Below are 26,412 nucleotides of genomic sequence, written 5' to 3' on the forward strand. Positions count from 1 at the left end.
TTCGTATGCGACGTAAAGCCTGTAGGTTGAGCACGGCCGGTATGGCAGCTTGCCTTACCGGCCGTACCATACCGGCCGTACTCAACCAATCGAAGCTATCCTGCAAAAATCGAAATTGGTCATCGAGAGATCTAAAGGACCGATTTATTTGCTCCGCTCTTTTACCACTTGATCTTGCGAAGCGTGGGTCACTTCGAAGTGTCGGCCCAGCGGGCATACCGCCCGTGACCAACCTACCGCGACGACGCCCCGCTTCGAAATGTGGGAACCGCGCGCGTTTGTGGCTTCGAATGGTACATCCGGCGGATGTACCTACCTGGCACGACGCCCCTTATCGACATGCGGGAACTCCTCGAACGAGTCCCTTCGAAGTGTCGGCCCAGCGGGCCAACCTACAGGCTTTACGTCGCTTACGAACGTGCGGGGTCTGCGGGCCTGCTCGCTTCGGGTTGTCACTTTCTCGAAACCAGGCGGGTTTGCCCGCTGGTCCTCGGCATCTCGAGGTGCGGGTACTCCCCGCTGGAGCCTGTCGACCGCTCAGCCGGAGATGCCGGCCATGACCTGGTAGATCTCTTTGTACAGGGGACGCAGCCTGCGGTACATCTTCAGGTAGACGTTGCGGTACAGGGCGTCGTACCGGCGCGCGTGCTCCGGAATGGGGTCGAACACTTCGCCGAGGTGGGTCATCTCGGATACGGCCGTTTCGAAATCGGGGTGCAGACCCAGCCCCACCGAAGCGATGATCGCGGCGCCCAACCCGGAGGTCTCGTAGGTGTGGGGCCGCGCGGTGGGCAGGCCGAACACGTCGGCCGTGATTTGAAGCGCGGTGTCGCTCTGGGAGCCCCCTCCGGAAACGCGCAAGCTGGTGATCGGAACGCGCGACCGACGCGCGACGCGCTCCTTACCCTCGCGTAAGGCGTAGGCCAGGCCCTCGAGAATCGCGCGGTACAAATGGCCGCGCGTGTGCGATTCGGTGAACCCGATGACCCCACCCTTGGCTTCCGGGCCGGGCAGTTTGATTCCGGGCGTCCAGTAGGGCTGCAACATGAGTCCGTCGCTTCCCGCGGGAATGTCGCGAATCAACCGTTCCAGCAGGACCTCGGGCGGTACACCCTGCGCGCAGGACTGCTCCACTTCCTTGTGGCCGAATTCCTGTTTGAACCACTCCACCATCCAGTAACCGCGAAAAATCTGAATCTCCGGGCTGTAGTGACCGGGGACCCCGGCGGGATAGGGCGGTATGAAGGGAATCGATTCCACGTATTTGGCCTGGGTGGTGTTGATGGTGGCCGTGGTCCCGTAGCTCAGGCAACCCACGTTCGGCTCGAGACTGCCGGCACCCAGCACTTCACAGGCTTTGTCGGCCGCCGCCGCGATGACGGGCAATCCCTTGGGGATCCCCGTTTGTTCGGCCGCCCAATCGGTGATCTCGCCCAGTCGCTCGGCGGGTGGCACCAATTCGTTCAGCAGGGTCGGCTCGATGCCCAACGCGTCCCACTTCCAGTCGCGCGGTCCCGCCCATGCCAACCCCTTGTAATCGAAGGGCAAGTAACCCACCTGGCTGCCGACGGAGTCGGCGAACCGACCGGTCAGGCGGTAGTTCAGAAAGCCCGAGAGCAGGACGAACTTGTGGGTATCGCGCCACAGCTCCGGCTGGTGGGTCTGCAGCCAGATCGATTCGGCATTCGCCTGTAGGTAGGCCACCGTGTCCGCCACCCTGGCCACTTTGAACAGCAGCCCCCACAGGCCGCCGACCGGTTTCTGACCCGACGTGGTGCGCTGGTCCAGCCACAGGATCGCCGGGCGCAGGGGCCGGCCTTCGCGGTCCAGATTGACGACGGTCCCGCGCTGGGTGGTCACGGCGACACCGGCCAGCGCGTCCTTGCGCACGCCGGGCCGCTTCCAGAGCGTTTGGCAGGCTTCGACCAGGGCGTTCCAGTAGACCTCGGGATCCTGCTCGGCCCAGCCCGGCTTTTGGGCGAAATAGGGCTGAAACGGGACCCGCACCTTGGCGATCAACGTGCCCCGCGGGTCGAACGCCAGTGCCCGCAGGCTCTGGGTCCCGTTGTCGATGGCGAGAATCTGGGGCTCGTCACTCATGGGGCACGACCGGTGGGGTGGCTTCCCGATCCTCGGGTTCCGTCGCCTCATCGGATGCCGCGCGTTCGATCATTTCCGGCGGAAGACTGTAGTGCCGACGCCAAATTTCCAGGTAGGCCGCTTCTTCCTTCTCCCAACGGGCGTCGTCCCAATCCAGCTCGATCTGGACGATTTCCCGAATGCGCGGCAGGATGTCCCGGCCCCCTTCGGCCAGGAGCAGGCCAATGCGCGTTCGCCGCAACAGCAGATCGTCCAGGTGTGCCACCTGCTCGCTTCGCGCGGTCCAACGCAGTTCGACCCACAGTGTCTCGGTACCGGGAATGGTCCTCAACTCGTCGGGACCCGCGCAGCGAATCAAGGCCCCGGCCGCCAGGCCATAGCGACCGAGCAACCGGTTTCGAATCGGGGCCTCCAGCGGCGGCAGGGCTTTCCAATCCGGCTCGTCCTGACGGAATACCGGCGGATGCTTGTCGATGTGCACATCGTCACCCAGGTATTTTTTGGCCTTTTGCAGCAGGTCGAAGGCCATCTTGCGGAAGGTGGTCAGTTTGCCACCCGTGATGGTGAGCAGCCCGTTCTCGTCCCAGATCGCGTGGTCCCGCGATTCCTTGGAGGGATCCTTGGCACCGTGACTGATCACCGGCCGCACGCCCGACCAACTGGCGATGACGTCGTCGACGGTGAGATTCAGCCGCGGGAAACGCGCCTGTACCACTTCCATCAGGTAGTCGACTTCATCGGCGGTGACCGAGGCCTCCTCATCGAGATCCTGACGGTGGTCCACATCGGTGGTGCCCAACACGCTGGCGCCTTCCCAGGGCAACAGGAAGACGGGCCGGCGATCGCGGGGATGGAGAATGGTCATCGCCTGCGGCGCGGGCAGGCGCCAGGCCGGAAACACGAGGTGGCTGCCACGCAGGGGGCGGAGCCGCTTTTCCTCCGTACGGCGGAGATGGTCGGCCCAGGCTCCGGTGGCGTTGACCACGACGCGGGCGCGCAATCGGGCCGATCCCCCGTGAATCAAGTCGTGAAGCACTACGCCGGCGACGCGATCGTCCTCGAAAAAGGGTTTTTCGGCTCGAACGTAGTTGAGTGCCGAGCCGCCCAGGGCCATCGATTCGAACACGAGCCGCAAGACGAGGCGCGAATCGTCGGTCTGTGCATCGTCGTAGCGCAGACCGCCCTGCAACCCTTCCGGATCCAGGTGGGGAACCATCATCTTGAAGGTCTCGGCGTCGAACACCTCGTGATCCATCTTGGCCGCGAGCAGGTCGTACAGGGTGAGGCCGGCTCGAAAAGTCCACTTGCCGGGTTTTTGTCCCTTGTAGTTGGAAATGAGGAACTTGAGCGGTTGAACCAGGGTTTGCGATTCCTTGAGCAGGCGCTGGCGTTCGTGGATGGCATCGCGGGTCAGCATAATGTGCCCTTCCTTGAGGTAGCGCAACCCGCCGTGGACCAGCTTCGACGAGCGGCTGGACGTGCCCCACGAGAAATCGCGCTGCTCCACCAAAAGGACTTTGAGGCCCATGCGGACCGCTTCGCGCATGATGCCGGCGCCGGTGATGCCGCCACCGATGATGATCAAATCCCAAACGGGGTGTTCGTCGGAGGCCAGTTCGCCCCAGAATCGGGACCGCCAGGACGCGTTCCAGGCCTCGCAACCCCCGGAAGGAGAGGGTTCGGTATTTCCATGCTGGTGTTCACTCATGACTCGCCTCTTTTATTCATCTCGACCCAAGTCGCGTGTGCTGGGTAGGTTTGGTGAGCTTCGTTGGTGTCTTGGGGTGATCAGACCAATTTTCCGGGATTCATCATCCCGTTCGGATCGAAGAAGCGGCAGTTCGCCTTCAGCGCTTCGATGCCGAGCGGGGTTTTTTCGTGAACCAGGTAGGGACGGTGATCCTCGCCGACGCCGTGTTGATGGCTGATGGTGCCGCCGTGTTTGACGATGGCCTCCGAGGCCGTGCTCTTGAGTTTGTGCCACCGGCGCAGGGTTTCTTCACCGGTAGGCGCCAGGCGGAAGAGGTAGGTGGTGTAGATACTGCTGCCGGTGCTGTAGAAATGACTGAGGTGGGTGAACACGTGGGTGCGTTCCCCCTCGGGTTCGAGGGCCGTGCGCAACGCATGTTCGATGTCGTGCATCGCTTGGCCGACGCGGCTCCAACTGACGCAGGTCTCCAGGGTGTCGACCCCGAACCCCATGGTCCACAGCCCGTTGCGCACGTACGGCGTGCGGAACCGGTTCTTGCGCCAGGCATTGCCGAGCATGCGGTACATGTGGACGCCGCGGTAGCTCTTACAAATGCTCAGGGCCTTGCGCCGGCTGAGTTTGACCAATTCGCGCGAGCCGGTGAAGCCGAGGATCAGCATGCAACCCTCCTCGCCGACGCCGCGAAGCTCCAAGTATTGTTGAAGTCCCTTGATCAGGCGTTCCTTGCCGGCGAGCGCGAGGTTGGTGCGGGTCTCCAGCGCATTGCTCAGGCGCATCATCGAGAGCGGGAACCCTTCCTGGGAAATGGCGCGGACGGCCTGTTCACCGTGCGCCCAATCGGGGAAAAACACCGCGTGGAAACGCTCCGAATCAGGCAGGGCCCGTACCCGAACGGTGGCCTCGCTCAAGATCCCCATTCGCCCTTCCGAACCCAGGACCATCTGGCGCAGGTCGGGACCGGCCGCCGAAGCGGGCAGCGGTGGTGTGACCAGGTCGCCGGCGGGCGTGTGCAGGGTTCCACCGGCGAACATGTCCTCGATGCGTCCGAACCCCAGCGATTGCTGGCCGGACGAGCGGGCCGCCACCCAACCGCCGAGCGTCGAATATTCGAAGGACTGGGGATAATGCCCCAGGGTAAAACCACGGGCGCGCAGGGCGGCTTCCAGGTCGGGACCGGTGACGCCCGCGCCGAAACTGGCCAGGCGATTGGTCTCGTCGAAGTGGGTCAGGGTGTTCAGCCGCGTGGTGGCGATCGTGAGCACCGGCGCTTCGCCCGCGGGCGTGGTCAAATGGCCAACCACGCTGGTGCCGCCGCCGTAGGGAATCACCCGCGCGCCGACCTCGTCGGCATAGCGAAGCAGGCTGCGCACCTCGTCGGCGGTGGTGGGAAGCGCGACGCCGTCGGGAAAGCGCGCCAGGGAACCGCTGCGCACGTGAACCCAATCGGGAAAACTTTGACCCGCCGCATGGCGCAGGCGTACTTCGGGGTCGCGGTCGACCAGGGGATGTGCCGGCAATCGCGAAGTGGGCACCCTGGCGATCGTGGCCTCCAGGGAAACGTCCTGTTGCGGTTCGCCCTCCCCGACCAGCTCGGCCAACAGGGCCTTTGCCGTGGGCGCCAGGTGCATGTCCACCGATTCGTCGCCCCATCCATTCCATCTTTTCATCGTCTCTCCTCCCCCAACTTGCCGCTCCGCACCTGCACGGCTATGGAGCGGCCTATCTTTCCAGGCCCATGTGTGTTTCGTGTCGAACCAAGGACGGAACGATCGATTCAGCGCGAGTCGATCTCGATCGCCGGTTCGGCGATCACCGGTTCCGGAGGCATCGCTTCCGGAGCGGCGCCCGTTCCCTGTTCGGATGTCTTGGTTGTCTGTGCGTTGAGATTCGCCTGCAATTCGGCCCAGTAGACAATGCTCTGGCGCATGACGTTCTTGGTCAGGGATTCCGCGGCATCGCTCTGGCGTTGGCGCGCGAGCTGCCCCAGCGTGCGATAGAACCGATCCGACGCCCGCCGCGCGGCAGGCAACGAAAAGTAGGCGATGCCGATGTCCAGGTAGAGTTCGCGGAAACCGTTGAGAATCAGTGGGTAAACCGGGTTGGCGCTGGTCACGGCCAAATCGTGGTGGATGTCCCAGTCGAACCGGCAATAGGCTTCCGCCTCGTCCGGTAGCTCTTCGTGTCTGGCGGTCTGGATCACGACGCGATCGGGATCGTGAATGATGGCCGCGCAGGTGTAGGCCGGCGCCAGAACCTGGCGAACCTCGAGCAGTTTGGCGATGAACAGGGGATCGACGGCGCGGCCGGTGGACACCATGGCGCTGAGCACGTTGAGGCCGCCCTCGATCCAAAAATCGTTGACCACCGTGGGCTTGCCCTGGCGAATGGTGATCCAACCGTCGCGGTCCAGCTTTTTGAGTGTTTCGCGCAGGGTCGGGCGGGTGATGCCGAGCTTCGCGGCCAGTTGGCGCTCGCCCGGGAGCGCGGTGCCGGCGGGCAGCTCGTCGTCGAGAAAGGCGCGAATGAGCACCTGTTCGGCGTGGACGGCGGGCTTTTGCAGGGGTGGTAACGCGTTCAAGGAACACCTCCAACTGGTAAGTGGTCAGACCAGTTGATTTTCACTATAAAAAAGGGGCGACCTCGGTGTCAAGCACCGGTTGTCGCAAATTTCCAGCACAGGAAAACCGGCGAGTTTCTCTTAGTGCCCTATTCGAAAAAATCCGTCGAATTTTCGCGCGCCTTGTCCTGGATCGAGCCGCACGTCTTCTTCAAGTATCCAGGATTCGCGGGCCTCTTCCCTCTCCTCTGACCTATTTTCCGCACGATTGGGGACCGCGATCACGTGAGGGGTGACAGGGAATCCCGTACCCCTGCGGTTCGGCTGCGAGGAAATGGTGCGAAAGAGGTTGCGTTGCCTCTTCGTTTTTTGAAAAATCAAGGTATTGATTTTTGTCCACGATACTTTTGAAAAAAATCGAGACACGGGGCGCACCGAGGAGCCGCATCTTTGAAACAGCCCGAAATCCCGCCCAACGAGACCAAGCGCCTGGACGCCCTGGCCGAGTACGATCTATTTGACGACCCTCGTGGTGAGGTTTTCGACGACCTGACCTGGTTGGCCTCGGAAATCCTCGAGGTGCCTATCTGCCTGATCAGCCTGGTCGACCGCGATCGCCAGCGTCTGTTGACCCGCCAGGGCCTCGACGTCGCGGAAATCCCCAGGCACATCTCGTTCAGCGCCCACGCCATTCTGGGGGATGAGCCCTTGGTCGTCACCGATGCCTCCGAGGACCCGCGCTTTTCGGGCAATCCCCTGGTCGTCGGTCAGACCGGCATCCGGTTCTACCTGGGCATCCCGCTCAGAACGCCCAAGGGGTACAACATCGGCTCCCTGTGTTTGATGGATACGCGACCCCGGAAGGTCACCGAACGCGCCATCGCCAGGCTGCGCGTCGTCGCACGCGCTGTGATGGCCGAATTGGCACATCGCCGGGAACGACGCAGGCTGAATCGGGAACTGGCGGCCTCGGCCCAGGAAAATCAACGAAAAGAAACCCTCTTGACCGATCTGTGCTGCGAGATCCGGGAACCCCTCGCGGTGGTCGAAGGCAGCACCAACATTTTGATGGAAGCCGAGGGGCTTTCGGACGTTCATCGCGAAGATCTGGGTTTGATCCACCAGGCCACGAGCCAGGTGGCTCAGGTCATCGACAACATCTTGATCTACCAGAACGCCCACGACAGCAAGCTTCCCGGAAAGTACGAAGCCATCAATTTCCGGGCCCTGCTCGAGAGTGTCATCGAGTCCTACGACCTCCTGACCAAGCGCAAGGAAAACCAAATCACGCTGCACGTTCACGAGGATGTGCCCCACGTGTTTCTCACCGACCCCCTGATCGTGCGTCAAATCCTGTTCAACCTCGTGGACAACGCCTCGCGCCACACCCGTCACGGGACCATCGAGGTGGGGGCCCACGCCGATCCTCAGTCCCAGGCGCCGGTCATGCTGCGAATTTGGGTCAAGGATTCCGGCTCGGGCTTGAACGAAAGCCAGCTCCTCGCGTTGGAGCGGTTCATCCGAACCGGGGAAGACCAGGAAATGCGCAGCCGGGCCTATTCGGGCCTGGGGTTGTACCTGACCCACCAGCTCGTGAAGGAGTTGGGCGGGAATCTCAGGGTGACCAGCAAGCCGGAAGCGGGCATGACCACGACCTTGCTGATTCCCGTCACGCTGCCCGACGACCAGGTCGATGCGGGCGAGCCCCTCATGATGCTCTCGGCCTTGGTGGCCTGTACCGATCCGATCTCCCAAATCATGACGACCCGGTTCCTGCGCCAACTGGGTCACGAGGTCGCGACGGTGGATTCGGTCGAGGACCTTTGCCGCCACTGTCGGGAGCGACGCCGGGACCTGGTGATTTTCGACAGCTCGCTCGGTCACGAGAAGCTCTCGGCGATGGTCGAGGCCCTGGCTGGATTTCAGAGCGAGGAACGCAAGGTGGCCAAGGTGGGCATCGTCGCCAATGACAACCAGCATCGGATTTTTTCCAATCTCGGTATCGTCGAGATCCTGATGAAACCCGTGACCAAGACCCGTCTTCAGCAGAGCCTGTGGACCCACGTCATGGACGAGGTCTCCTGATGCAGCCAAGCCCGAGGCCGCGCGACGGCCGGGAGGGACCGATGGGCAAGACAACTTACCGCGATGTCCCCGTCATGATGCATGCGATCGACAACGAAGGTGTGCTGATCGACGTGAATGACGAATGGTGCCGCGTCATGGGCTACCGCCGCGATGAAGTGCTCGGCCGGAAATCGCTGGATTTCCTGACGGAGGAGAGCCGCAACCTGGCCATCAAGTCGGTGCTGCCGTTTTTCTTCGAGAAGGGCTATTGCAAGAACGTGCCTTATCAGTTCGTGACCAAGAGCGGCGCGATCATCGAGGTCGAATTGTCGGCGGATTCCGTGCGGAACGAGGACGGCACGGTGCGCGAGTCGCGGGCGGTCTTGGTCAACCGCAGCGAGCGGGAGGCGGACGACTATTCGTAGGTCGGGCGTCGGTGCTCGGCCTTTGATGGTGTTGGGTTGGGGCGTTTTATTACCACGGAGTCGCCGCCCAGGCCGGGGGCCCGGGTTTCAGGTGGGTAACTAATCGAAGCGAATCGTTTGGGAGTTCCCGCATTTGTGAGGGGGGCGTCGTTGCAGTAAGTTGGCCCGCCGGGCCGACATTTTTCGACGAACTCCCCGCACATCCGCCTTTTTAGGTTTTTATCTTTATCTTCGAACTTTACAGAGTTTGTTACATAAGAGTCCACGGAGTTCGTGGAGGGAGCGTGCACGACCCAAGACGGCTCCTGCTTCCCAGGATTTACACATCATTCGCTCGGGGATCGCCGGAACAAAAAACTTGTCCCAAGCCATCCCCAGCCTTTCATGTCCCCCTGCCAAAAAATTCCAATCTCGGTTACTTCCAAAAACATCAATTACCAATTAGTTTTTTAAATACAAATACTTACCGCCTTTTCCGAGTCATTTTCCCATGCAATGGGCGATGGATCGCCTCCGCTGCTCCGCGAACTCCGCGAACCCGTGGTGAAAAAGCCCTGCATCAACCGGCAGGCAACCATCGACGATCAAGCCTCAACAACCGTGGTTTGTACACTACGTCCATACTCCACGAACGGAAAATGCACGCCCCGTTTAATTTTTAGAAATAAAAAACTTACGATATTCACCACCTCCGGAGCAAGCAAGGAGTCCCGCCCATTCCCCCTCCCTCCGCGAACTCCGCGATCTCAGTGGTGAAAATGATCCCTCGCCAATCACCATGTTGGATCGTGCCACTCAAACCTCTTTGATAAAACGGCTTAGGTATTTTTGTCACTTAGTTTTACAAAAGATATCGCAGTTGTCTTCAGAACGACCTCTCGGGGCATGCTTTCCCGGCTTTTCGACGTAGAATCACACCCCCTATGTTGTGGTTTTTTGTGATCCTCTTCATTTTTTGATCAAATTCGCTGGCTTTTGGGTATAATCCGGTCACAACAATTTGTAATTCCACTAAACAAAAAGTGCTTTCGGGGACCTCAAAGCCGAAGAACGTGGCTCACCTCACAGATCGCTCGGCCAAGATAATGGAGGTTAGATAAAGAAAGTCGACCCTGTCCCGATTTCGCGATCGACTCATTCCATTCGCTTCTGCTCTGTCGTTGATTCGTATGTCGTTTTTTTCATCATTTCAGGGATCGAAGCGAATTCGGGATTGGCCTGCCCAGGCCGGTGGTCAAAGGCTTTGGACCGAGGAAGGCCCCTCCGCGAGGATGGGTCCGTGAGGCTGGACGCTCCTCTTCCAGGTCCGCGAATGCAACGAACATGTGCCATTTTTTTGAGGAGAGAACATATGGTTTTCCATGGAACGCGGGCGCCGCTAAGGCTCGCACTGTTGAGTTTGATCGGAATGGTGGCGACTGCCACGGTTGCGGCCCAGGACATTCAGTACCGGGTGGATTTCAGCCTGTCGTCCGATTGGGGCAGCGGCCACACGGGAAAATTGGAGATCACCAACACCGGCGCCGCAACGATCCAGGGCTGGCGCCTTGATTTCGACTACGATTACGGCATCGACAGCATCTGGGATGGACGCCTCGAGGGTCGCGAGGGCAACCGCTATTCGGTGGCCGACATGGGTTGGAACGCGACCATCGCACCCGGCGGAAAAGTGAGCTTCGGCTGGAACGGCAGCCCCGGCAACGTGGAGGCGGTGCCCACCAATTTTCGACTGAACGGCGCGGCACCCGGTGGCGGTGACGGCTCCGATGGCGGTGATGGCGGCGACGGAAGCGACGGTTCCGATGGCAGCGATGGTTCCGATGGTTCCGATGGTGGTGACGGTTCCGACGGCAGTGATGGCTCCGACGGTGGCGACGGCTCCGATGGCGGTGACGGCTCCGGTTGCGCCGCGATCGACTTCAACGTGACCGGCGCCTGGTCCGGCGGCTTCGGCGCCGAGATCACGGTGGCGAACACCTCCGACGCCGAGATTCGCGACTGGAAACTTACGTTCGAGTTCGACGCCCAGATCGGATCCCATTGGAACGGTCGCGTCACCCAGAGCGGCGGCTCCTACGAAGTGGAGCCCGCCTCCTGGAACGCGGTCATCCCCCCCGGCGGCAAGGCCACGATCGGCTTCAACGGAACCTACAGCGGTTCCGAGGTGCCCCAGCCGCGAGGCTACCACCTGACCCATACCGGCGGCGATTGCGATGGCGGCGACGGCACGGATGGCGGCGACGGTGGTGATGGCTCCGACGGTGGTGATGGCTCCGACGGCGGTGACGGCTCCGATGGTTCCGACGGCGGTGACGGCTCCGACGGCGGCGATGGCTCCGATGGTAGCGACGGCGGTGACGGCTCCGACGGCGGCGATGGTTCCGACGGTAGCGACGGCGGTGACGGCTCCGACGGCAGCGATGGCTCCGATGGTAGCGACGGCTCCGATGGTAGCGACGGCTCCGATGGCGGCGATGGCGGCGACGGCTCCGACGGTGGCGACGGTGGCCACGGCAAACGGATCATCGCTTACTACACCTCCTGGGCGATCTACGGCCGCAACTTCCAGGTGGCCGACATTCCTGGCGATAAAATCACTCACATCAACTACGCCTTCGCCAACATCTCCAGTGCGGGCGAGATCATGATCGGCGACTCCTGGGCGGACGTCGAAAAGAGCTACCCCGGCGACACCTGGGACCAGCCGATTCGCGGCAACTTCAACCAACTGCTCAAGCTCAAGGAGCGCTACCCGCACCTCAAGACGCTGATCTCGGTGGGCGGCTGGACCTGGTCGGGTCGCTTTTCCGACGTGGCCCTGACCGATGCCTCGCGCGCCAAGTTCGCCGCCTCCTGCGTCGCGTTCGTGAAGAAGTACGGCTTTGACGGCGTGGACCTCGACTGGGAGTACCCGGTCGCCGGAGGCTTGCCGAGCAACGTGTACCGGCCCGAAGACAAGCAGAACTGCACCAAGCTCTTCGCCGAGCTGCGCCGTCAGTTGGACGAGTTGGGCGCCCAGGAGGGCAAACACTACCTGCTGACCGCGGCGATCGGTGCCGGTTACGACAAGATCGCCAACCTGGAAGTGTCGGCCATCGACGCCCTGCTCGACTTCATCAACGTCATGACCTACGACTTCCACGGCGCCTGGGAAAACACCACCAACCACCACTCCCCGCTCTACGCCAATCCCAATGACCCGAACCCCAACGACCAGATGCGCCAGAAGTACAACGTCAACGGCGCCATCACCGAGCTGCTCGAAGCCGGTGCCCAGGCCCGCAACCTGGTGGTCGGCGTACCCTTCTACGGACGCGCCTGGAAGGGGGTTCCCGCCACCGACGGCGGCCTCTTCAAGTCCAGCACGGGCGTGCCGCCCGGAACCTGGGACGACTGGGCCTCCGGCGCGACGGGTGTCAACGACTACTGGCAGATCGCCGAATTCGCCGGCAGCGGCAACTACACCCGCCATTGGGACGAGGCGGCCCAGGCACCCTACCTGTACAGCCCCTCGCAACACGACGGTCACTTCATCAGCTACGAGGATCGGGAATCCCTGAACATCAAGATCGACTACATCCGCAGCAAGGGCCTCGGCGGTGTGATGTTCTGGGAGATCTCGGGAGACGACCGCTCCTTCGGCCCCGCCTCCCTGGTGCACACCATTCACGAGGGACTCAATCGCTGATCCCTCGACCTAACTGAAACCCCGACACGACGATCGGCGGAGTCCTCGCGGGCCCCGCCGATCGAACCATTTTTATCTCCTTGATGGGGATTTCGATCCACCTGCGCAAGCCGACCAAAGCATGGATGTCGGCATGCAGACATGGTCGCTGCGGTGCGCCGGAAACCCAGGCGTCGCCAGCGGATTCGAGAATCGATGATGGCGCGCGGCCTGAACCGAGTGTCACGGCCACCAGTTGTAAGGGAATGCTGCCCTATCCATGGTGCCCCTCCAGAAACAGGGGTTTTGCGGAAGGGGTCCTCTGGATCGACATGGTTTCCAACGTGAGCTGCTTTCAGCAGTCAGCCAATCACCGATGACCAAGCATCTTGTGAAACCCGACGCCTGAAACCCGATAGCGTGCCCATCCAGCCAGCCCTTGTTGGGCGCCACGATCTTTCCTTTTCTGGATGGGCGCCAGCTAGAAGCTCGGGTCTCGCCGAGGTTTCCGCTGACCGATGACGCGTCTTGGGTCCCCGAACTCGCCTTACGTGTCTTGGGTCGTGGAACTCACGACCTTGATCTGGTTGCGACCGGCGTTCTTGGCGATGTCCAGCGCCTTTTCGGCGGCTTCGATCAATCGATCCTCGTGCAGATCGGCCGTGGGCACCAAACTGGCCAGTCCCAGGGTGACGGTCACGTGACCGCCCACTTCCTCGGCGTCGCGGTTCTCGATTTCCAGCGCTTCCACCTGCTTGCGCAGCGTTTCGCCCACCAGGAAGGCCGCTTCGGACTCGGTTTCCGGCAGCAGCACCGCAAACTCTTCGCCGTTGTAGCGCGCCACGAAGTCACCGGGGCGTTTGACGGTTCGCGCCATGGCCTGGGCCACCAGCTTCAGGCAGTCGTCGCCGGCTTGGTGGCCGTACATTTTGTTGAATTGCTTGAAAAAGTCCATGTCCACGAGGATCAGCGAGAGGGCGCGGCGGTTGCGGCGGGCGCGATTCCACTCTCGCTTGAGGGTTTCGTCGAAATAGTGGCGGTTCTTGACGCCCGTCAGCCCATCCAACACCGAGGCGTGCTCCACCTGCCGCCGCAGGAACTGGATCTCCAATTGGGTCTTGATGCGCTGCAGGACCAGCGGCGTCTGCAGCGGTGCACGGAGGAAATCCCGAACGCCCAACCCGAAGGCCTCGCTGAATCGGGGCGCCTCGTCATCCACGGCCATCAGCAGGATCGGCACGCTCTGGGTGCGTTGCTCGGCGCGCAATTCCGCGCACAACGCGTACCCGTCGCCGTCCGGCAATCGGGTACTGGTCAGGATCAGTTCGATGTCCGGGTTCTCGCGAAACTGCCGCAAGGCGTCTTCTTTGGAGGTGGCCTCGACCGGCCGGTAGATCTCTCCCAGCAGAGTGGTCAGGGTTTCTTTCGTGTCGTGCTGCGGGTCCACTACCAAAATCTTGGGTCGCGCATTCGCTATCAGCATCGACACATCCTCCATGATTGATTCGTTCACGCCAGTTTAGGCAGCGACGGTTCAAAGTCAAGCACGACAAGACGATCTATGACATTCATCTCGTGGTTTTCTGGGGGTGGAGAAGCGGGAAAAGTAGACGCTTTTCATCATAACAGATCGCAGACCTCGGCAGTACTCTATTGCGTATAGGCAATTACCCGCTTCGCGGCGGGTCGGAACCGGCTCCGGAGGACCTCGATTCGCACTTGACTCCGCACGCCATTTGCTCCCATGGTCTGTATCACCCCCATCCTTAATATCGCGAGGTGCCCATGTCTCCCGAAATCAAACCACCCAAAATGATCGATCTCAATCACCCCATTTCCGCGGGGATGATCACCTACCGCGGGTTGCCCGGTCCCGTTATCGAAGATTTCATCGGCTACGAGGCTTCCCACGACCATTACGCCGAGGGTACCGAATTCCACATCGGCAGAATTGACATGATCGCCAACACGGGAACCTACATCGACACGCCGATCCACCGCTACCGATCGGGCTACGACCTGGCCGAACTGCCGCTGGCCCACATCGCCCATCTTCCGGGTCGCGTCTTTCACGCTCCCGCCGAACCGCGCGTACTCGGCCCCGAACTCTTCGAGGGCGTGGACATCGCGGGCAAAGCGGTCCTCATCCACACGGGCCACGCCCGCTGGTGGGGCGACGACCGTTACTTTCGCGATCACCGCTGCCTCGACGAAGCGGCGGCCGAACTGCTTTGCCGCCAAGGTGCCCGGCTGGTGGGCATCGACAGCCTGAACATCGACGACACCGTCGAAGGCGGTCGCCCGGTTCACTCGCTGCTGTTGGAAGCGGGAATTCCGATCGTCGAGCACATGTGCGGCTTGGACCAACTGCCGGACGAGGGATTTCTGTTCTACGCGGTACCGCCGCGCATTCGAGGACTGGGATCTTTTCCGACGCGGGCTTTCGCTATCGTGAATTCCGAAGGTTGACGCGATCGGCCCGAGATGGTCCTCGCCTTCGATCAGGCAAGGCATGAAACCGACAACCAAGGAAACCCCAGCCTTCGGGGAATGCCCATCCTGGTATTTCCCTTCCTGGGTTGCACGCTGCCTGGGTTCCTGGCGGGTTTTCGCGAGAGTGCCGCCAGGCTCCCGCTTCGGCATTCGGTTTCGAGATCCCTTTTTCGAAACGGTATCTCGCGGTCACGGTGCCGGTCACCCGTTGATTTCATGAATTAAGTTGCGTTGTGAACAAATCATGAGGATAACTCCCAAAAATGTCGCGGTGCGCGAGCCTATACGGTCGTTTTTGTGACAAGTACGTGATTTTCCGTAATTTGGAGCGGTATTTTCCAATACCGCTTCGGTTCCACGGTACAATTCTGTGACGTATGTACTTGCTTTGGAGGCATCGATCATGCGCCTGACTGGAGTCCTGCTTTCCTTGATTTTGATGATTCAAACCAGTGCGTTCGGCAATGAGCGGGTGGCCGCGGATCTCGTGGAAGTGGTCAATCAAAACCCCAAAATCAAAAAAATTGCCGTCATCTACAACCCCAACATTTCCGAAGTCCTGATACCTCCCCAAATCGCCCAGGCGAAGCTGTTCAAGGTACCGGTCAAGAACACGCGCGAGATCGCGCAGGTGGTCAATCGTTTGGTGTTGGCCCAACATGATGTCAACGCCATCTATTTGGTGCACGACCGTTTCAAGGCCGTGACCAACAAAGCTTCGGTTCGGTATTTGGGCAAGGTCGCTCGCAAAAATCAATTGGTGTTGCATTCGGACAACCAGGAAGTCGCCTCTGGCTTCGCCGAGTTGAATGCGCGCGTCGAGTTGTAATCGTTCTCAACCGATGCCATCTCCCCGCAAAAGCCGCTCCCCCGAGCGGCTTTTTTGTGCCTGACCCCGTGGAGAAACCCAAACGCGTGCCTCGGGTGTTTTAGGGGAACGGGGACGCTTCGCGCTTTAGCCTCGAGTTCTTTCGTTGCTCGAGTCGCTTCGATTGGTTCACCAAGCTGGTGAACCTACAGGCCTTGCCGCCCTCTCGAGATGCGGGAACTTCCGGATCACACTCTTCGATGGGTCGTCCCGATTCAGGTCGGCGATCCGTTCCCCTAAGATCGGCAGCTCGTCGGAGCCAACCGGCACGAGGTTCCCGCAAGCTCCCAAGCTTCGTAAAGCCTGTAGGTTGGCCCGCTGGGCCGACGCGTCGAAGCAACCCAAGCAACAGCAAACAATTACGCAATTGAGCGAAGCCCAGAATTGCCCTCGCGGCCCCATCCCAAGTTGCCAAGTCCAAAGTTCCCGCATCGTGAGAGGGTTGTCAGGCCTGTAGATTAAGCAGCTTGCTCAACCAGCCGAAGCTCCTCCGACGCGATGTACCGATACGATCGAGAGGGTTTCAATCTCGGCTTTGACCTGCTCGGGAGAACGGATCGCTCCGCTCTTTGGCTCGATACCTGACCGAAACGGACGTCGCTTCGATTGGTGGAACAAGCTGTTCCACCTACTGGCCTTGCCGCCCTCTCGAGATGCGGGAACTCCCGGATCACACTCTACGATGGGTCGACCCGATTCGGGTCGGCGATCCGGTCCCCTAAGATCGGCAGCTCGTCGGAGCCAACCGGCACGAGGTTCCCGCAAGCTCCCAAGCTTCGTAAAGTCAGTAGGTTGGCCCGCTGGGCCGACGCGTCGAAGCAACCCAAGCAACAGCAAACAATTACGCAATTGAGCGAAGCCCAGAATTGCCCTCGCGGCCCCATCCCAAGTTGCCAAGTCCAAAGTTCCCGCATCGTGAGAGGGGCGTCAGGCCTGTAGGTTGAGCAGCTTGCTCAACCAGCCGAAGCTCCTCCGACGCGATGTTCCGATACGATCGAGAGGGCTTCAATCCCGGCTTTGACCTGCTCGGGAGAACGGATCGCTCCGCTCTTTGGCTCTATACCTGACCGAAACGGACGTCGCTTCGATTGGTGGAACAAGCTGTTCCACCTACTGGCCTCACGACCCTCTTTGGATGCGGGCGCTGCCAAGATGCACACTTCGATCGGTGGTAATAAAATCTCGGCCCCGAAACCATGCGGGGCCGGGCGCCCGACCTCAACCCATCAAGGCCGCCCGCGCTCCGCTTGCAACGTCTGCGGCAATTCGGAGGCCGGATCCTGGCGTTTCAAGGGATTCAGCCAGAGCAGCACCAAACCGGCAGCCTGCAACGGCAGGATCCATAAAAACACTTCGCGAATCGGCATCTGCTCGTGTAGCCAGCCGGACAGCCCACTTCCGACGATTGCCGATACCCCGCCCACACAGGTCGAGAACAGCCCCTGGTAACTGGCGCGGTTCCCCTGTTGGGAAAACCGCGAAATGGCCTGCATCGCGGCGGCGTAAAAAAGGCCGAAGCCGAGACCGTGCAAAAGTTGGCTCGCGCCCAGAACCCAGGCCACCGGATACAACCCGATCACCAACCAGCGAATCAGGTTGGCCGCGAACGCCGCCAAAAGCAGGGTCCGGTAGTGCCAGCGTTTGAAGAACCAGCCGGAGGCGAGGAATACCCCGATCTCCGCGAGCACACCCAGGCTCCAATACCAACCGGTGGCCTCGGCGGAAATCCCGGAATCGATCAAGAGCAGGGTGAAGCCGTAGTGATACGGCGAAAAGGACAGCCAGTGCAGCATCATCGCCAGCAACCAGAGCCACCAGCTCCCGGTGAGCTCTCGCCAGAAGGGAGATTGCCGGCGCGTCTGGCGGGGTTTGATTTCGCGCGGCAGGAAAAAAGAGTTCAGCCAGAACAGGAGGGCCGCGACAACCAGCGCCGGGAAAAAGATCCGCAGGCCGAAGCGATCGACCAGGTAGCCCATGCCGATCGATGACACGATGAACCCGAGCGAGCCCACCAGCCGCCGGTGACCGTAGCGCTTGGGGTCGCCGCCCGAGACCTGCATGGCCAGGGTGTCTTGAAGCGAAATGACGGGCGCTTGGGCCGCGCCGAACAAGAACAGCGGTAGGAGAAACAACAGGCCGGCCTCGTCCGAGAACACCCAGAGGATCGGGGTCAAGGCCATCAGAACCAGAGCGTCGAGCCGCAACAGGCGATCCACGGAGAGGAAGCGATCACTCAGGCGACCGCCGAGCAGGGGCATGATCGCGTTGAAGAAGTAAAACCCCGAGAGAATCAATCCCGTTTGGGATTTGGAAAAACCCAGATCCAGCAAGACCGGGCTGAGATACGGCAGAAGCAGGCCGAACAGCAGAAAGAAGAAAAAGAAACTCGCAGCCATAGCTCCCCCAGGCGGTTGCCAAAGCGGCGTATTGTAACACGACACTGTGGAGTGCGGTGCGCGAAGGAGCCGTGCAAACAATGCGTAAGTTGTTTTTTACCACGGAGTCGCCGCCCAGGCCGGGGGCCCGGGTTTCAGGTGGGTAACTAATCGAAGCGAATCGTTTGGGAGTTCCCGCATTTGTGAGAGGGGCGTCGTTGCAGTAAGTTGGCCCGCCGGGCCGACATTTTTCGACGAACTCCCTGCACATCCGCCTTTTTAGGTTTTTATCTTTATCTTCGAACTTTACAGAGTTTGTTACATATAGAGTTCACAGAGTTCACCGAGGCAGGCACGAAGCCGTCGAGGGGGGGAATTGCCATCCTCATAAAGAGCGGCTTGAACTGCCACTCAGCTACCTAATTATCTTCGATGTGAACAAGAAATCTCTATGTTTTTTGGCAACAAGATTGAACTAAACGATTTAAACTCAAGGGTGATCACTGAAAAAACGCTGATCTTCGGAAACCCCCCATGTGCAGGCTCCGAAAAAGGTTTAGTTGGGACAACCCGTGTGGAATCGTGGCTAACTTCTAAAAAATTATTATAATTCTCCGTTTTCTCTGTGGACTCAGTGGTAGAAACCGCAGCCACCACAAAGCCGGGATGGACAACCCCTCAACCGGCGAACATCCAACTCAAAGTGTATCGGAGAGGAAACCGGCGATGCCTTCTACCAACGGATCGGTCATGTGCGCCAATTTCGTCGGGCTCACGGGCCAGATGGCAAACGGCTCGAACGATTCGGCCAACAAGTCGCGCCGAATTTCCATCGACAAGATGCGGTGGGGATAGCGCTCGCAGTGATGGTACCCGGCGGCGGCGGGATGCAACGGATAGGGGTCGTCGCAAGTGATCTCGATGTCCTGCGACCGATAGGCCGCCAACACCCGTTCCACCAGGCGCGGCGGGGCCAGCATCGAACCGTCCGGCGGGGTGGTGATCAACTCGACCGCGGGCCGATGGGCGTAGGTCGCAAATTGCGCCGGCTGGTAGGCGCGGTGCAACGTGTCGACGATGTATTCCCCTTCCACCAGGGATACCGAAATCGGTGCGTAGGTGTGGAGGTTGAACGCAAAGCCCTCGTTTTCGCACGCGAACGCGTAACCCCGGCGAGCCTGCTGCTGGTAGCGATCGTACAGCTCGTGCAGCAACGTCAAATCGGCTTCGTCGTCGATGAACGAAGCCGTCGTTCCGGTGAGGTTGGCGGCCTTGCGAACCGATTCGTCGATCACCCACTGGCGATTGACGTCCACGATGGTGCGTGGCAACAGGCTTCGCAACACCACGATGTCCAAGCGACGCTGGATCTCGCGCAGTCGGGTTCGCTGCGTCGCACCCAGGCGGTCGCCCAGCCGATCGACGAGGGCCGGATCGGTCAGCGCACCGGCGAGGTAAAAAGCGTATTCGGGGGAACCCTGGTCGGTATTGACCATGAAGAAGTCGTCGTATCGGTCGTCGGTGTACTGGCGAATCCGCGATTTCAAGCCGTGTAGATGCGTCAACTCGGTGGCCCCGTGGGGTAACTCGATAAAAAGGGGGACGGGTGGATCGGACAGGGGGGATCCGCCCGAGAACCGAAACACATCACATATTCCTTCGACAGACTGAATCCCCTTGTAATCCGAAACTTTCTCCATACCCGAATCTCCTCCCTTGCAAATAACTTTCGCAGCACCCATCATATCCTGGACATTTGGCCAAAGAACCTGGCCCAGAACCGCCACAACCCGCGAACACGCTAGCACCCTCGCTTCGGTTGGGCAACAACCAATCGAGATCGAATCCGGTTCGGTTCTCACCCGCCTCGACGCCCGTCGCGCGTCTTTTCCGCCGATCGGAAAAGAACTGAATTCTGGCGCTCAACATGAAGTTAAATTTGATGTTAATATACGTTTAGGAGAAAATGAGACTTGCTCTGTTTCAAGCATTACCCATGAATCTTTAAAGCCTTGACTCCGGATGCCGAGCTTCGTTCTCCGCGCTCCTGGAATTGGGAACACCCGTCGATCGCCATCATCCCCAAGGATGTCGTGTATGGCGGCGTCGATTTCGGTCGCTCACCCGTATTCGGGAACCCGCCAGGTGGGCGTAAAATAATATGGGTCCTTTTCGGTAAGTTGTGCTCTCCGCTTTCTTGAATCTACCATTCCTGAAATGTTTATCCTTATTCATTCCATACACATTCATCGTCGCCGATCTCTTTCGGTTTTCGGGAGCTCCCATGAAAGAACTGTCCCCAGAATGCGACCTGGCCTATGACCTCACGCAAGATGCACCAGCCCTGCTGGAGGGGCTGCCCGACACCCCTGCGACCAAACACGCCTGGCTCGAACGCCGCGCGCACCTGGAGGCCGCCTACGCCGAAGAACAGGCCAGGCAGCACCTGGTCGCCGCATCGAAACACGACGAATCCAGGGTCCGCGCCGACGCCCTGACCCAAATCGAAAAGCTAAGAAGTGAATGGCGTCTGATCAGTCAAAAATTGGACGCCGTTCAAAGCCAATTTTTCCCGGTTTCGGACGACTGTCCCAAGGTGTTTCGCGCCTGGCAGCGTCAAGTCGAGGCAAGGCAAGAAAACCATACCGAGAGAAAAACGGAGATCGAACGGGAAATCGCCGAAATGGCCCGCGAACACCGAGAAGAGGTCGGTACCGCCCGCCTCGATTGGCGCGGGCACGCGCGACCCCTCACCTCCCTGATCTGGGAGTTGACGGGTTCTTCCCGGCGCACCCGTGAAGAGGCCTGGCGCGTGGTTTCCCAGGAATACTACCGCCTTGCGCCGTTCCGCGAGGAGCGTTTCTCGCGCATGGTGAACCTGCGCCGCGAGTGGGCACCCCCCACCGAAGGCGACGATTTCCGCGCCCTCGTGTTCCGCCAGGCCGGGCTGGATGCCCTGGATGCCGCCACCTGCCGGCAATACGCCGAGGCCTGTGAAAAGGTGGTCGTCCCGGCATTGCGCGTCCGCGACGAACGACATCGTCGGTTCCTGGGTGTCGAGGTGTTGTATCCCTGGGACATGCAGGTTCCCGCCTACCAGGCCCCTCCTCCCCTGGGCGACAACCCCAAGGACTTGATTCCCATCGGCGAGCGCCTGTTCGAAGCCATGGATCCCGAGCTGCACGCGTGGTTCAAGACCCTGGTCGAGAACCAGTGTATGCACATCGAAACCTGGCCCGACAGCACGGCGGAAAGCTTTTTGGTCATGCGCGACCTGACGGGCCTCCCCTACCTTTCGCTCACCTTGACCACCAGTTGGACGGATCTCCATCTCCTGCTTCAGGAACTGGGCAAGGCCTTTCATTATTTGGCGTGTCGCCATCGACCCACCCATTTCGACCGCAATCCCTCGACCGGCTCGCTGCTCATGGCGTCCTATGCGCTGGAACTGCTTTCCATGGAATACTGGGATCACCTCTATCCCAATCCGCGTGACTGCAACCTCGCCAAACGGGAACAATACGAGCGGGTGCTGGCCCTGCTACCGCGTTTCGCACGACTGGATCGATTCGAGTCACAGATCTACCACATGCCGATCCAATCGGCGGTGGCCCGTTGCCAACTGTGGTGCGATTTGGACGAACGCATGGGGCGAACCTGTGATTGGTTCGGGCTGGAGCACCTGCACGCGGTTCAATGGCACCAGGAACGGGGCCTGCTGGAGACGCCCTTCTCTTCGATCGAGCACGCCTTGGCGCTGCTCGTCGCGCTCGATCTGTGGATGACCGCCCGCGCACAGGGGACTCCCGAAGCGATCTCCCAATTCAAGGAATTGCTGGCACTGGGCAACGCCAGAGGCCAGAACGCGATTCTGCGCGATTGGGTGGCGACCCACGGCACCTGGGAAGGGCGCCTCGGCGAAGTGGTCGAGGCACTGACCGCCGAACTGACTCTTTTGGATCAGGCCCTGGATTGAACGGGTCCTTTTCCAATCGTTCGCGGATCGGTTGGGCTCGTGTTTTGACCTGAAATGGGACATTCCAGTGTGCAACAGTCTTGTTGCACGAAGGGAAGCACCCTGTTCTCAAAAAGTTAGGATTCCTCGAAATTCGGCGCCTTGGGAATCCGAATTTCGAGGGTCACACCGCCGCCACAAGGCCATCGCCGCCTCGCAACGGGGCCTGGCGGCAGGATCCGAGGGAGCCGTTCGCCAAAACCGCTGTTTCTGGATGGGCCCCTGCCTGGTTATAATAGGGTCACGGCATTTCAATGAAACACGGTTCACACGACAGAACTGGAGTCGTGCATGAGTACAGGCTCGGGCCCCCGGCCGGCGCGCTTCGATTGGAGACCTCGTCTTCGTTCAAGCCTGTCCCCTTTTCTCGAGATCGCATTGATTCTGTTTGGGCACAGCCTTGCCTGGGCCCAATACCTTCCCTTTCGCACGCTTTCCATCGACGACGGCCTCCTGCAATCGACCGTGTACGACATGTACCAGGATCAACAGGGATACCTGTGGCTCGCGACGATTGCCGGAGTCAGCCGATTCGACGGTCTGGATTTTCACAACTACACCAATCACGACGGGCTTCCCCATTATTTGACCCGATCGATCCTGCAGACGCCGGACGGGCGGATATGGGTGGCGACCGATGGCGGCTTGGCCTCGTTCAACGGAGATGCGTTCGAGAGTCTCGGGCACATCGATCCGCGTCTGGATCTCCCGGTTCGCGCGCTCTACCCCAGCGGCCCGGGCTTTTTCATCGGCACGCTGGGAGCTGGTCTGTGCCTGTGGAACGGTCACGCCCTGACCTGTTTCGATGCACCCGAGGAGATGAAATTCAGGCAGGTCGGCGCCATCACGTCGGATGGGCGGGACGGGCTTTGGTTGAGTACCGAACGCGGCATCGCTCACTTCGACGGGATTCGCATCACCCCCTTCCCCGCGGCGGACCGGTTGCCCGCGCGCAACGTGCGAACCCTCTACCGGGATTCGCGCGGTCGCCTGTGGATCGGCACCCACCGCAACGGCGCCCTGATTTGGGACGGCAGCGAGCTGCGTGTCCCGGGCCCCGTGGCGACCGACGACGCCGGTTCCCAGCCAGAAGAATCGGTCGAGAACCCGTTGGCCGGCGAGGCGGTCAATCGCTTTTTCGAGAGCGAGAACGGCGACATGTGGGTGGCCACCCGCGAATCGGGGGCCTTTCGCTTCGACGCCGAAGAGCGACTCGTGAAGCAATACACGAGTGCGGTCGGCTTGGGTTCGAACAGTGTCTATTCGTTCCTGCGCGATCACGAGGGCGGCCTGTGGTTCGGCACCTTCGGCGGCGGCGTGTCGCGTCTGCCGGGCGAGGACCTGTTGCGCTACGCCAAGCAGACCGGGCTGCCCGACCCCAACGTGTACGCGATTACCCAGGACGGCGAGGGCACCATTTGGATCGGCAGCAACGGTGCCGGGCTTTCGCGCATGGAGGGCGATCGCCTGGTGCAGTTCGAACGCAACGACGAACTGGCGCATCCCAAGGTCATGTGCGCCATGTCCGCGTCGGACGGGTCCCTGTGGGTCGGCACGCTCGGCGGCCTGAGCGTGTTCGACGGCCAGGCCTTCCGCCACTACAAACGCGGGAGGGATTTACCGCACAACACGGTCTACGACCTGGCCGAGGATGACGGGGGACGGGTCTGGATCGGGACCCGTCGTGGCCTGGTGAAATACGAGAACGGGATGTTCACGAGGCCTCGCGGCCCCAACAGTTGGAAAGCCGCACAGATCAACACCCTGTGGATCGATCAGGACGGGGTGTGGTTGGGCTCCGCCGAAGGGTTGGCTCGGGTTTCCCGGAATGTGATCCAGCCCATCCAAAGACCCACCGATGCCGAACTCTTCGTTCAAGACCTGGTGCGCGACGGCGACGGGGTGCTGTGGTTGGCGACCAGTGACGGGCTGTACCGCTACGATCACCACGGTTTCGAACGCTTCGGCGCCAAAGAGGGGCTTTCGTCCTCGATGTGCAAGGCGGTGACGATCGATCGGCGCGGTCACTTGTGGGTGGGCACCCTGCGCGGCCTGTACCGCTACGATTACCGCACCTTTTCGGTCTTCACCTCGCGGGACGGGGTGGCCTCCAACGAAATCAACCGCGGCGGAGCCTTTCGCGACAAGACCGGCAACCTGTGGTTCGGCACCGTTCACGGTGTGACCAAGGTTCGACACGACGCGAACTTCACGCCGAACACCACGCCCCCGCCGATCCACATCCGCGGCCTGGTGGTCAACGGCGTTCCCCAGCGCCCCAAGGACGTCTACAGCCTGCCCCACGACCGCAACGACCTGGCCATTTCGTTCAAGGCGATCACGTTCTCCGCCCCCGAGGAACTGAAGTACAGCTACCGTTTGAAGGGCGGCGAGGCCGTCTGGCGCCAGGGCACCACCGACAACGTGCTGTTCCCGGCCCTTTCGCCGGGTCGCTATACCTTCGAGGTGCGCGCCTGCAACAGCGACGGCGTCTGCAGCGAAAGCCCGGCTCGCCTGTCGTTCCAAATCCACCCTCCTTTCTGGGCGGAGGTCTGGTTCCGCGCCCTGCTGCTGGCGGTGGTGCTGGCGTTCGGCTACCTGGTGTTCCAGGATCGCATGCGCAAGGAACGCATGCGGACCAATGCCGCCGCGGCTACCGCCACCGCCGAGGCCAAAAGCCGCTTCCTGGCCGCCATGAGCCACGAATTGCGTACGCCGCTGAACGCCATCCTCGGGTACAGCGAGCTGCTGGCCGAGGAGGCCGAAGACAACGACCACCAGCAGTACCAGGACGACCTGGATAAAATCAACTACGCGGCCCGCCAACTCCTTCAATTGGTCGACAACCTGCTGGACCTCTCCAAGCTGGAGGCGGAGAAGACGTCGATGCACTGGGAATCGTTCGCCGTCGAAGAATTCGTGCTGAAGCTGACGGGGTTGGTACAGCCGCTGGTGGCCAAGGGCGGCAACGTGTTCCGCACCAATCTCGATGGCAGCCCGACCCTGATTTATGCCGATCGCACCAAATTGCGTCAAATCCTGCTGAACCTGATCAGCAACGCGGCCAAGTTCACGGAAAACGGCACCATCACCCTGCGGGTGACGATCGACGCGGCCAAAAACGGCGATCCGCACACGCTTTGGCAGGTGGAGGATACCGGTATCGGCATGGACCCCACCCAGCTCCAACACCTGTTCCAGGCCTATACCCAGGTGCACACGGCCGATGTGGCCAAGTACGGCGGCACGGGCTTGGGACTGATGTTGTGCCGCCGCTTCTGTACCATGATGGGTGGCGATCTGACGGTGTCCAGCGAGGTCGGCGTGGGCACGACCTTCTCGGTGGTGCTGCCGGACAGGCAGAAGCCGGCGTAGCGGCAACGCGCCAAGCCCACGAGCGTCCATTCCCCAAAACACCCACCACCGAAGCCGTAAACCATAAAACAAGCATTTCCAGAAAAGTACACCTTGCCTGCCGGTTGAACAGGGGCGGTAAGCCAGCTTGCTCAACCAATCGAAGCGATCTAGCATGGATAGAAATCGATCATCGAGAGATCTAGGCCCGACTTATTTGCTCCGCTTTTTGGCTACTTAATCTTGCGAAGCGTGGATCGCTTCGAAGTGTCGGCCGGGCCGGCCAACCTACAGCCGCGCCGATCCTCAAAGCATGCGGGAACTCTTCGCATGGATCACTTCGATCTAGCATGGATAGAAATCGATCATCGAGAGATCTAGGCCCGATTTATTTGCTCCGCTTTTTGGCTACTTAATCTTGCGAAGCGTGGATCGCTTCGAAGTGTCGGCCGGGCCGGCCAACCTACAGCCGCGCCGATCCTCAAAGCATGCGGGAACTCTTCGCATGGATCACTTCGATCTAGCATGGATAGAAATCGATCATCGAGAGATCTAGGCCCGATTTATTTGCTCCGCTTTTTGGCTACTTAATCTTGCGAAGCGTGGATCGCTTCGAAGTGTCGGCCGGGCCGGCCAACCTACAGCCGCGCCGATCCTCAAAGCATGCGGGAACTCTTCGCATGGATCACTTCGAAACGTACATCCAACGGATGTACCTACCGGGCACGACGCATCCCTCGGCATTCGGGCATTCCGAGCACTTTTGTTTCAAGTGAAGAT

The 26,412-nt window shown here is 60.6% G+C and carries 14 protein-coding genes; 7 read left to right on the forward strand and 7 right to left on the reverse strand.

All coding sequences use genetic code 11. The annotated features are described in order from the left end of the window. Window positions 1-537: 537 nt before the first annotated feature. From J3U87_RS27050 to fadR, 4 genes are all read right to left on the reverse strand, one after another. The gene (locus tag J3U87_RS27050; RefSeq protein WP_237378908.1) at window positions 538-2,100 is read right to left on the reverse strand and encodes an FGGY-family carbohydrate kinase; all 1,563 of its coding nucleotides are present in this window, start codon (window positions 2,098-2,100) and stop codon (window positions 538-540) included. Further along, the gene (locus J3U87_RS27055; protein ID WP_237378909.1) at window positions 2,093-3,808 is read right to left on the reverse strand and encodes a glycerol-3-phosphate dehydrogenase/oxidase; all 1,716 of its coding nucleotides are present in this window, start codon (window positions 3,806-3,808) and stop codon (window positions 2,093-2,095) included. The genes J3U87_RS27050 and J3U87_RS27055 overlap by 8 nt, the downstream gene beginning before the upstream one ends. A gap of 80 nt (window positions 3,809-3,888) precedes the next feature. Continuing rightward, window positions 3,889-5,478: an FAD-binding oxidoreductase gene (locus tag J3U87_RS27060; RefSeq protein ID WP_237378910.1), complete on the reverse strand. Its 1,590-nt coding sequence runs from the start codon at window positions 5,476-5,478 to the stop codon at window positions 3,889-3,891. Window positions 5,479-5,585: 107 nt separating this feature from the next. After that, window positions 5,586-6,389: a fatty acid metabolism transcriptional regulator FadR gene (gene fadR, locus J3U87_RS27065; RefSeq protein ID WP_237378911.1), complete on the reverse strand. Its 804-nt coding sequence runs from the start codon at window positions 6,387-6,389 to the stop codon at window positions 5,586-5,588. A gap of 429 nt (window positions 6,390-6,818) precedes the next feature. Here fadR and J3U87_RS27070 point away from each other — a divergent pair, with 429 nt between their 5' ends. From J3U87_RS27070 to J3U87_RS27080, 3 genes are all read left to right on the forward strand, one after another. Further along, entirely contained in the window at window positions 6,819-8,453 is a 1,635-nt protein-coding gene (locus J3U87_RS27070; protein ID WP_237378912.1) for an ATP-binding protein, read from the forward strand. Between the two features lie 41 nt (window positions 8,454-8,494). Then, complete coding sequence (locus J3U87_RS27075; RefSeq protein ID WP_237378913.1) at window positions 8,495-8,860, forward strand: PAS domain-containing protein; 366 nt, start codon at window positions 8,495-8,497, stop codon at window positions 8,858-8,860. Between the two features lie 1,351 nt (window positions 8,861-10,211). Continuing rightward, the gene (locus J3U87_RS27080; RefSeq protein WP_237378914.1) at window positions 10,212-12,548 is read left to right on the forward strand and encodes a glycosyl hydrolase family 18 protein; all 2,337 of its coding nucleotides are present in this window, start codon (window positions 10,212-10,214) and stop codon (window positions 12,546-12,548) included. A 526-nt stretch (window positions 12,549-13,074) separates the two neighbouring features. On the opposite strand, the gene J3U87_RS27085 is transcribed toward J3U87_RS27080, so the two are convergent. Then, complete coding sequence (locus J3U87_RS27085; protein ID WP_237378915.1) at window positions 13,075-14,010, reverse strand: diguanylate cyclase; 936 nt, start codon at window positions 14,008-14,010, stop codon at window positions 13,075-13,077. A gap of 302 nt (window positions 14,011-14,312) precedes the next feature. Here J3U87_RS27085 and J3U87_RS27090 point away from each other — a divergent pair, with 302 nt between their 5' ends. Both J3U87_RS27090 and J3U87_RS27095 read left to right on the forward strand, forming a co-directional pair. Further along, window positions 14,313-14,996: a cyclase family protein gene (locus J3U87_RS27090; RefSeq protein WP_237378916.1), complete on the forward strand. Its 684-nt coding sequence runs from the start codon at window positions 14,313-14,315 to the stop codon at window positions 14,994-14,996. Window positions 14,997-15,423: 427 nt separating this feature from the next. After that, window positions 15,424-15,849, forward strand: a complete 426-nt coding sequence (locus J3U87_RS27095) for a type 1 periplasmic-binding domain-containing protein (protein WP_237378917.1) — start codon at window positions 15,424-15,426, stop codon at window positions 15,847-15,849. Between the two features lie 1,265 nt (window positions 15,850-17,114). Here J3U87_RS27095 and J3U87_RS27100 read toward each other — a convergent pair. Both J3U87_RS27100 and J3U87_RS27105 read right to left on the reverse strand, forming a co-directional pair. Continuing rightward, the gene (locus J3U87_RS27100) at window positions 17,115-18,284 is read right to left on the reverse strand and encodes an MFS transporter (protein WP_237378918.1); all 1,170 of its coding nucleotides are present in this window, start codon (window positions 18,282-18,284) and stop codon (window positions 17,115-17,117) included. Between the two features lie 677 nt (window positions 18,285-18,961). Further along, a complete protein-coding gene (locus J3U87_RS27105; protein WP_237378919.1) occupies window positions 18,962-19,963 on the reverse strand; it encodes an N-formylglutamate amidohydrolase in 1,002 nt (333 codons plus the stop codon). A gap of 584 nt (window positions 19,964-20,547) precedes the next feature. Between J3U87_RS27105 and J3U87_RS27110 the strand changes: the two genes are divergently transcribed. Further along, the gene (locus J3U87_RS27110; RefSeq protein WP_237378920.1) at window positions 20,548-22,239 is read left to right on the forward strand and encodes a hypothetical protein; all 1,692 of its coding nucleotides are present in this window, start codon (window positions 20,548-20,550) and stop codon (window positions 22,237-22,239) included. Between the two features lie 330 nt (window positions 22,240-22,569). Then, the gene (locus tag J3U87_RS27115; protein WP_237378921.1) at window positions 22,570-25,653 is read left to right on the forward strand and encodes a sensor histidine kinase; all 3,084 of its coding nucleotides are present in this window, start codon (window positions 22,570-22,572) and stop codon (window positions 25,651-25,653) included. The last annotated feature ends 759 nt before the right edge of the window (window positions 25,654-26,412 follow it).

The sequence above is a fragment of the Sulfidibacter corallicola genome (assembly GCF_017498545.1).
GTDB lineage: Bacteria > Acidobacteriota > Holophagae > Acanthopleuribacterales > Acanthopleuribacteraceae > Sulfidibacter > Sulfidibacter corallicola.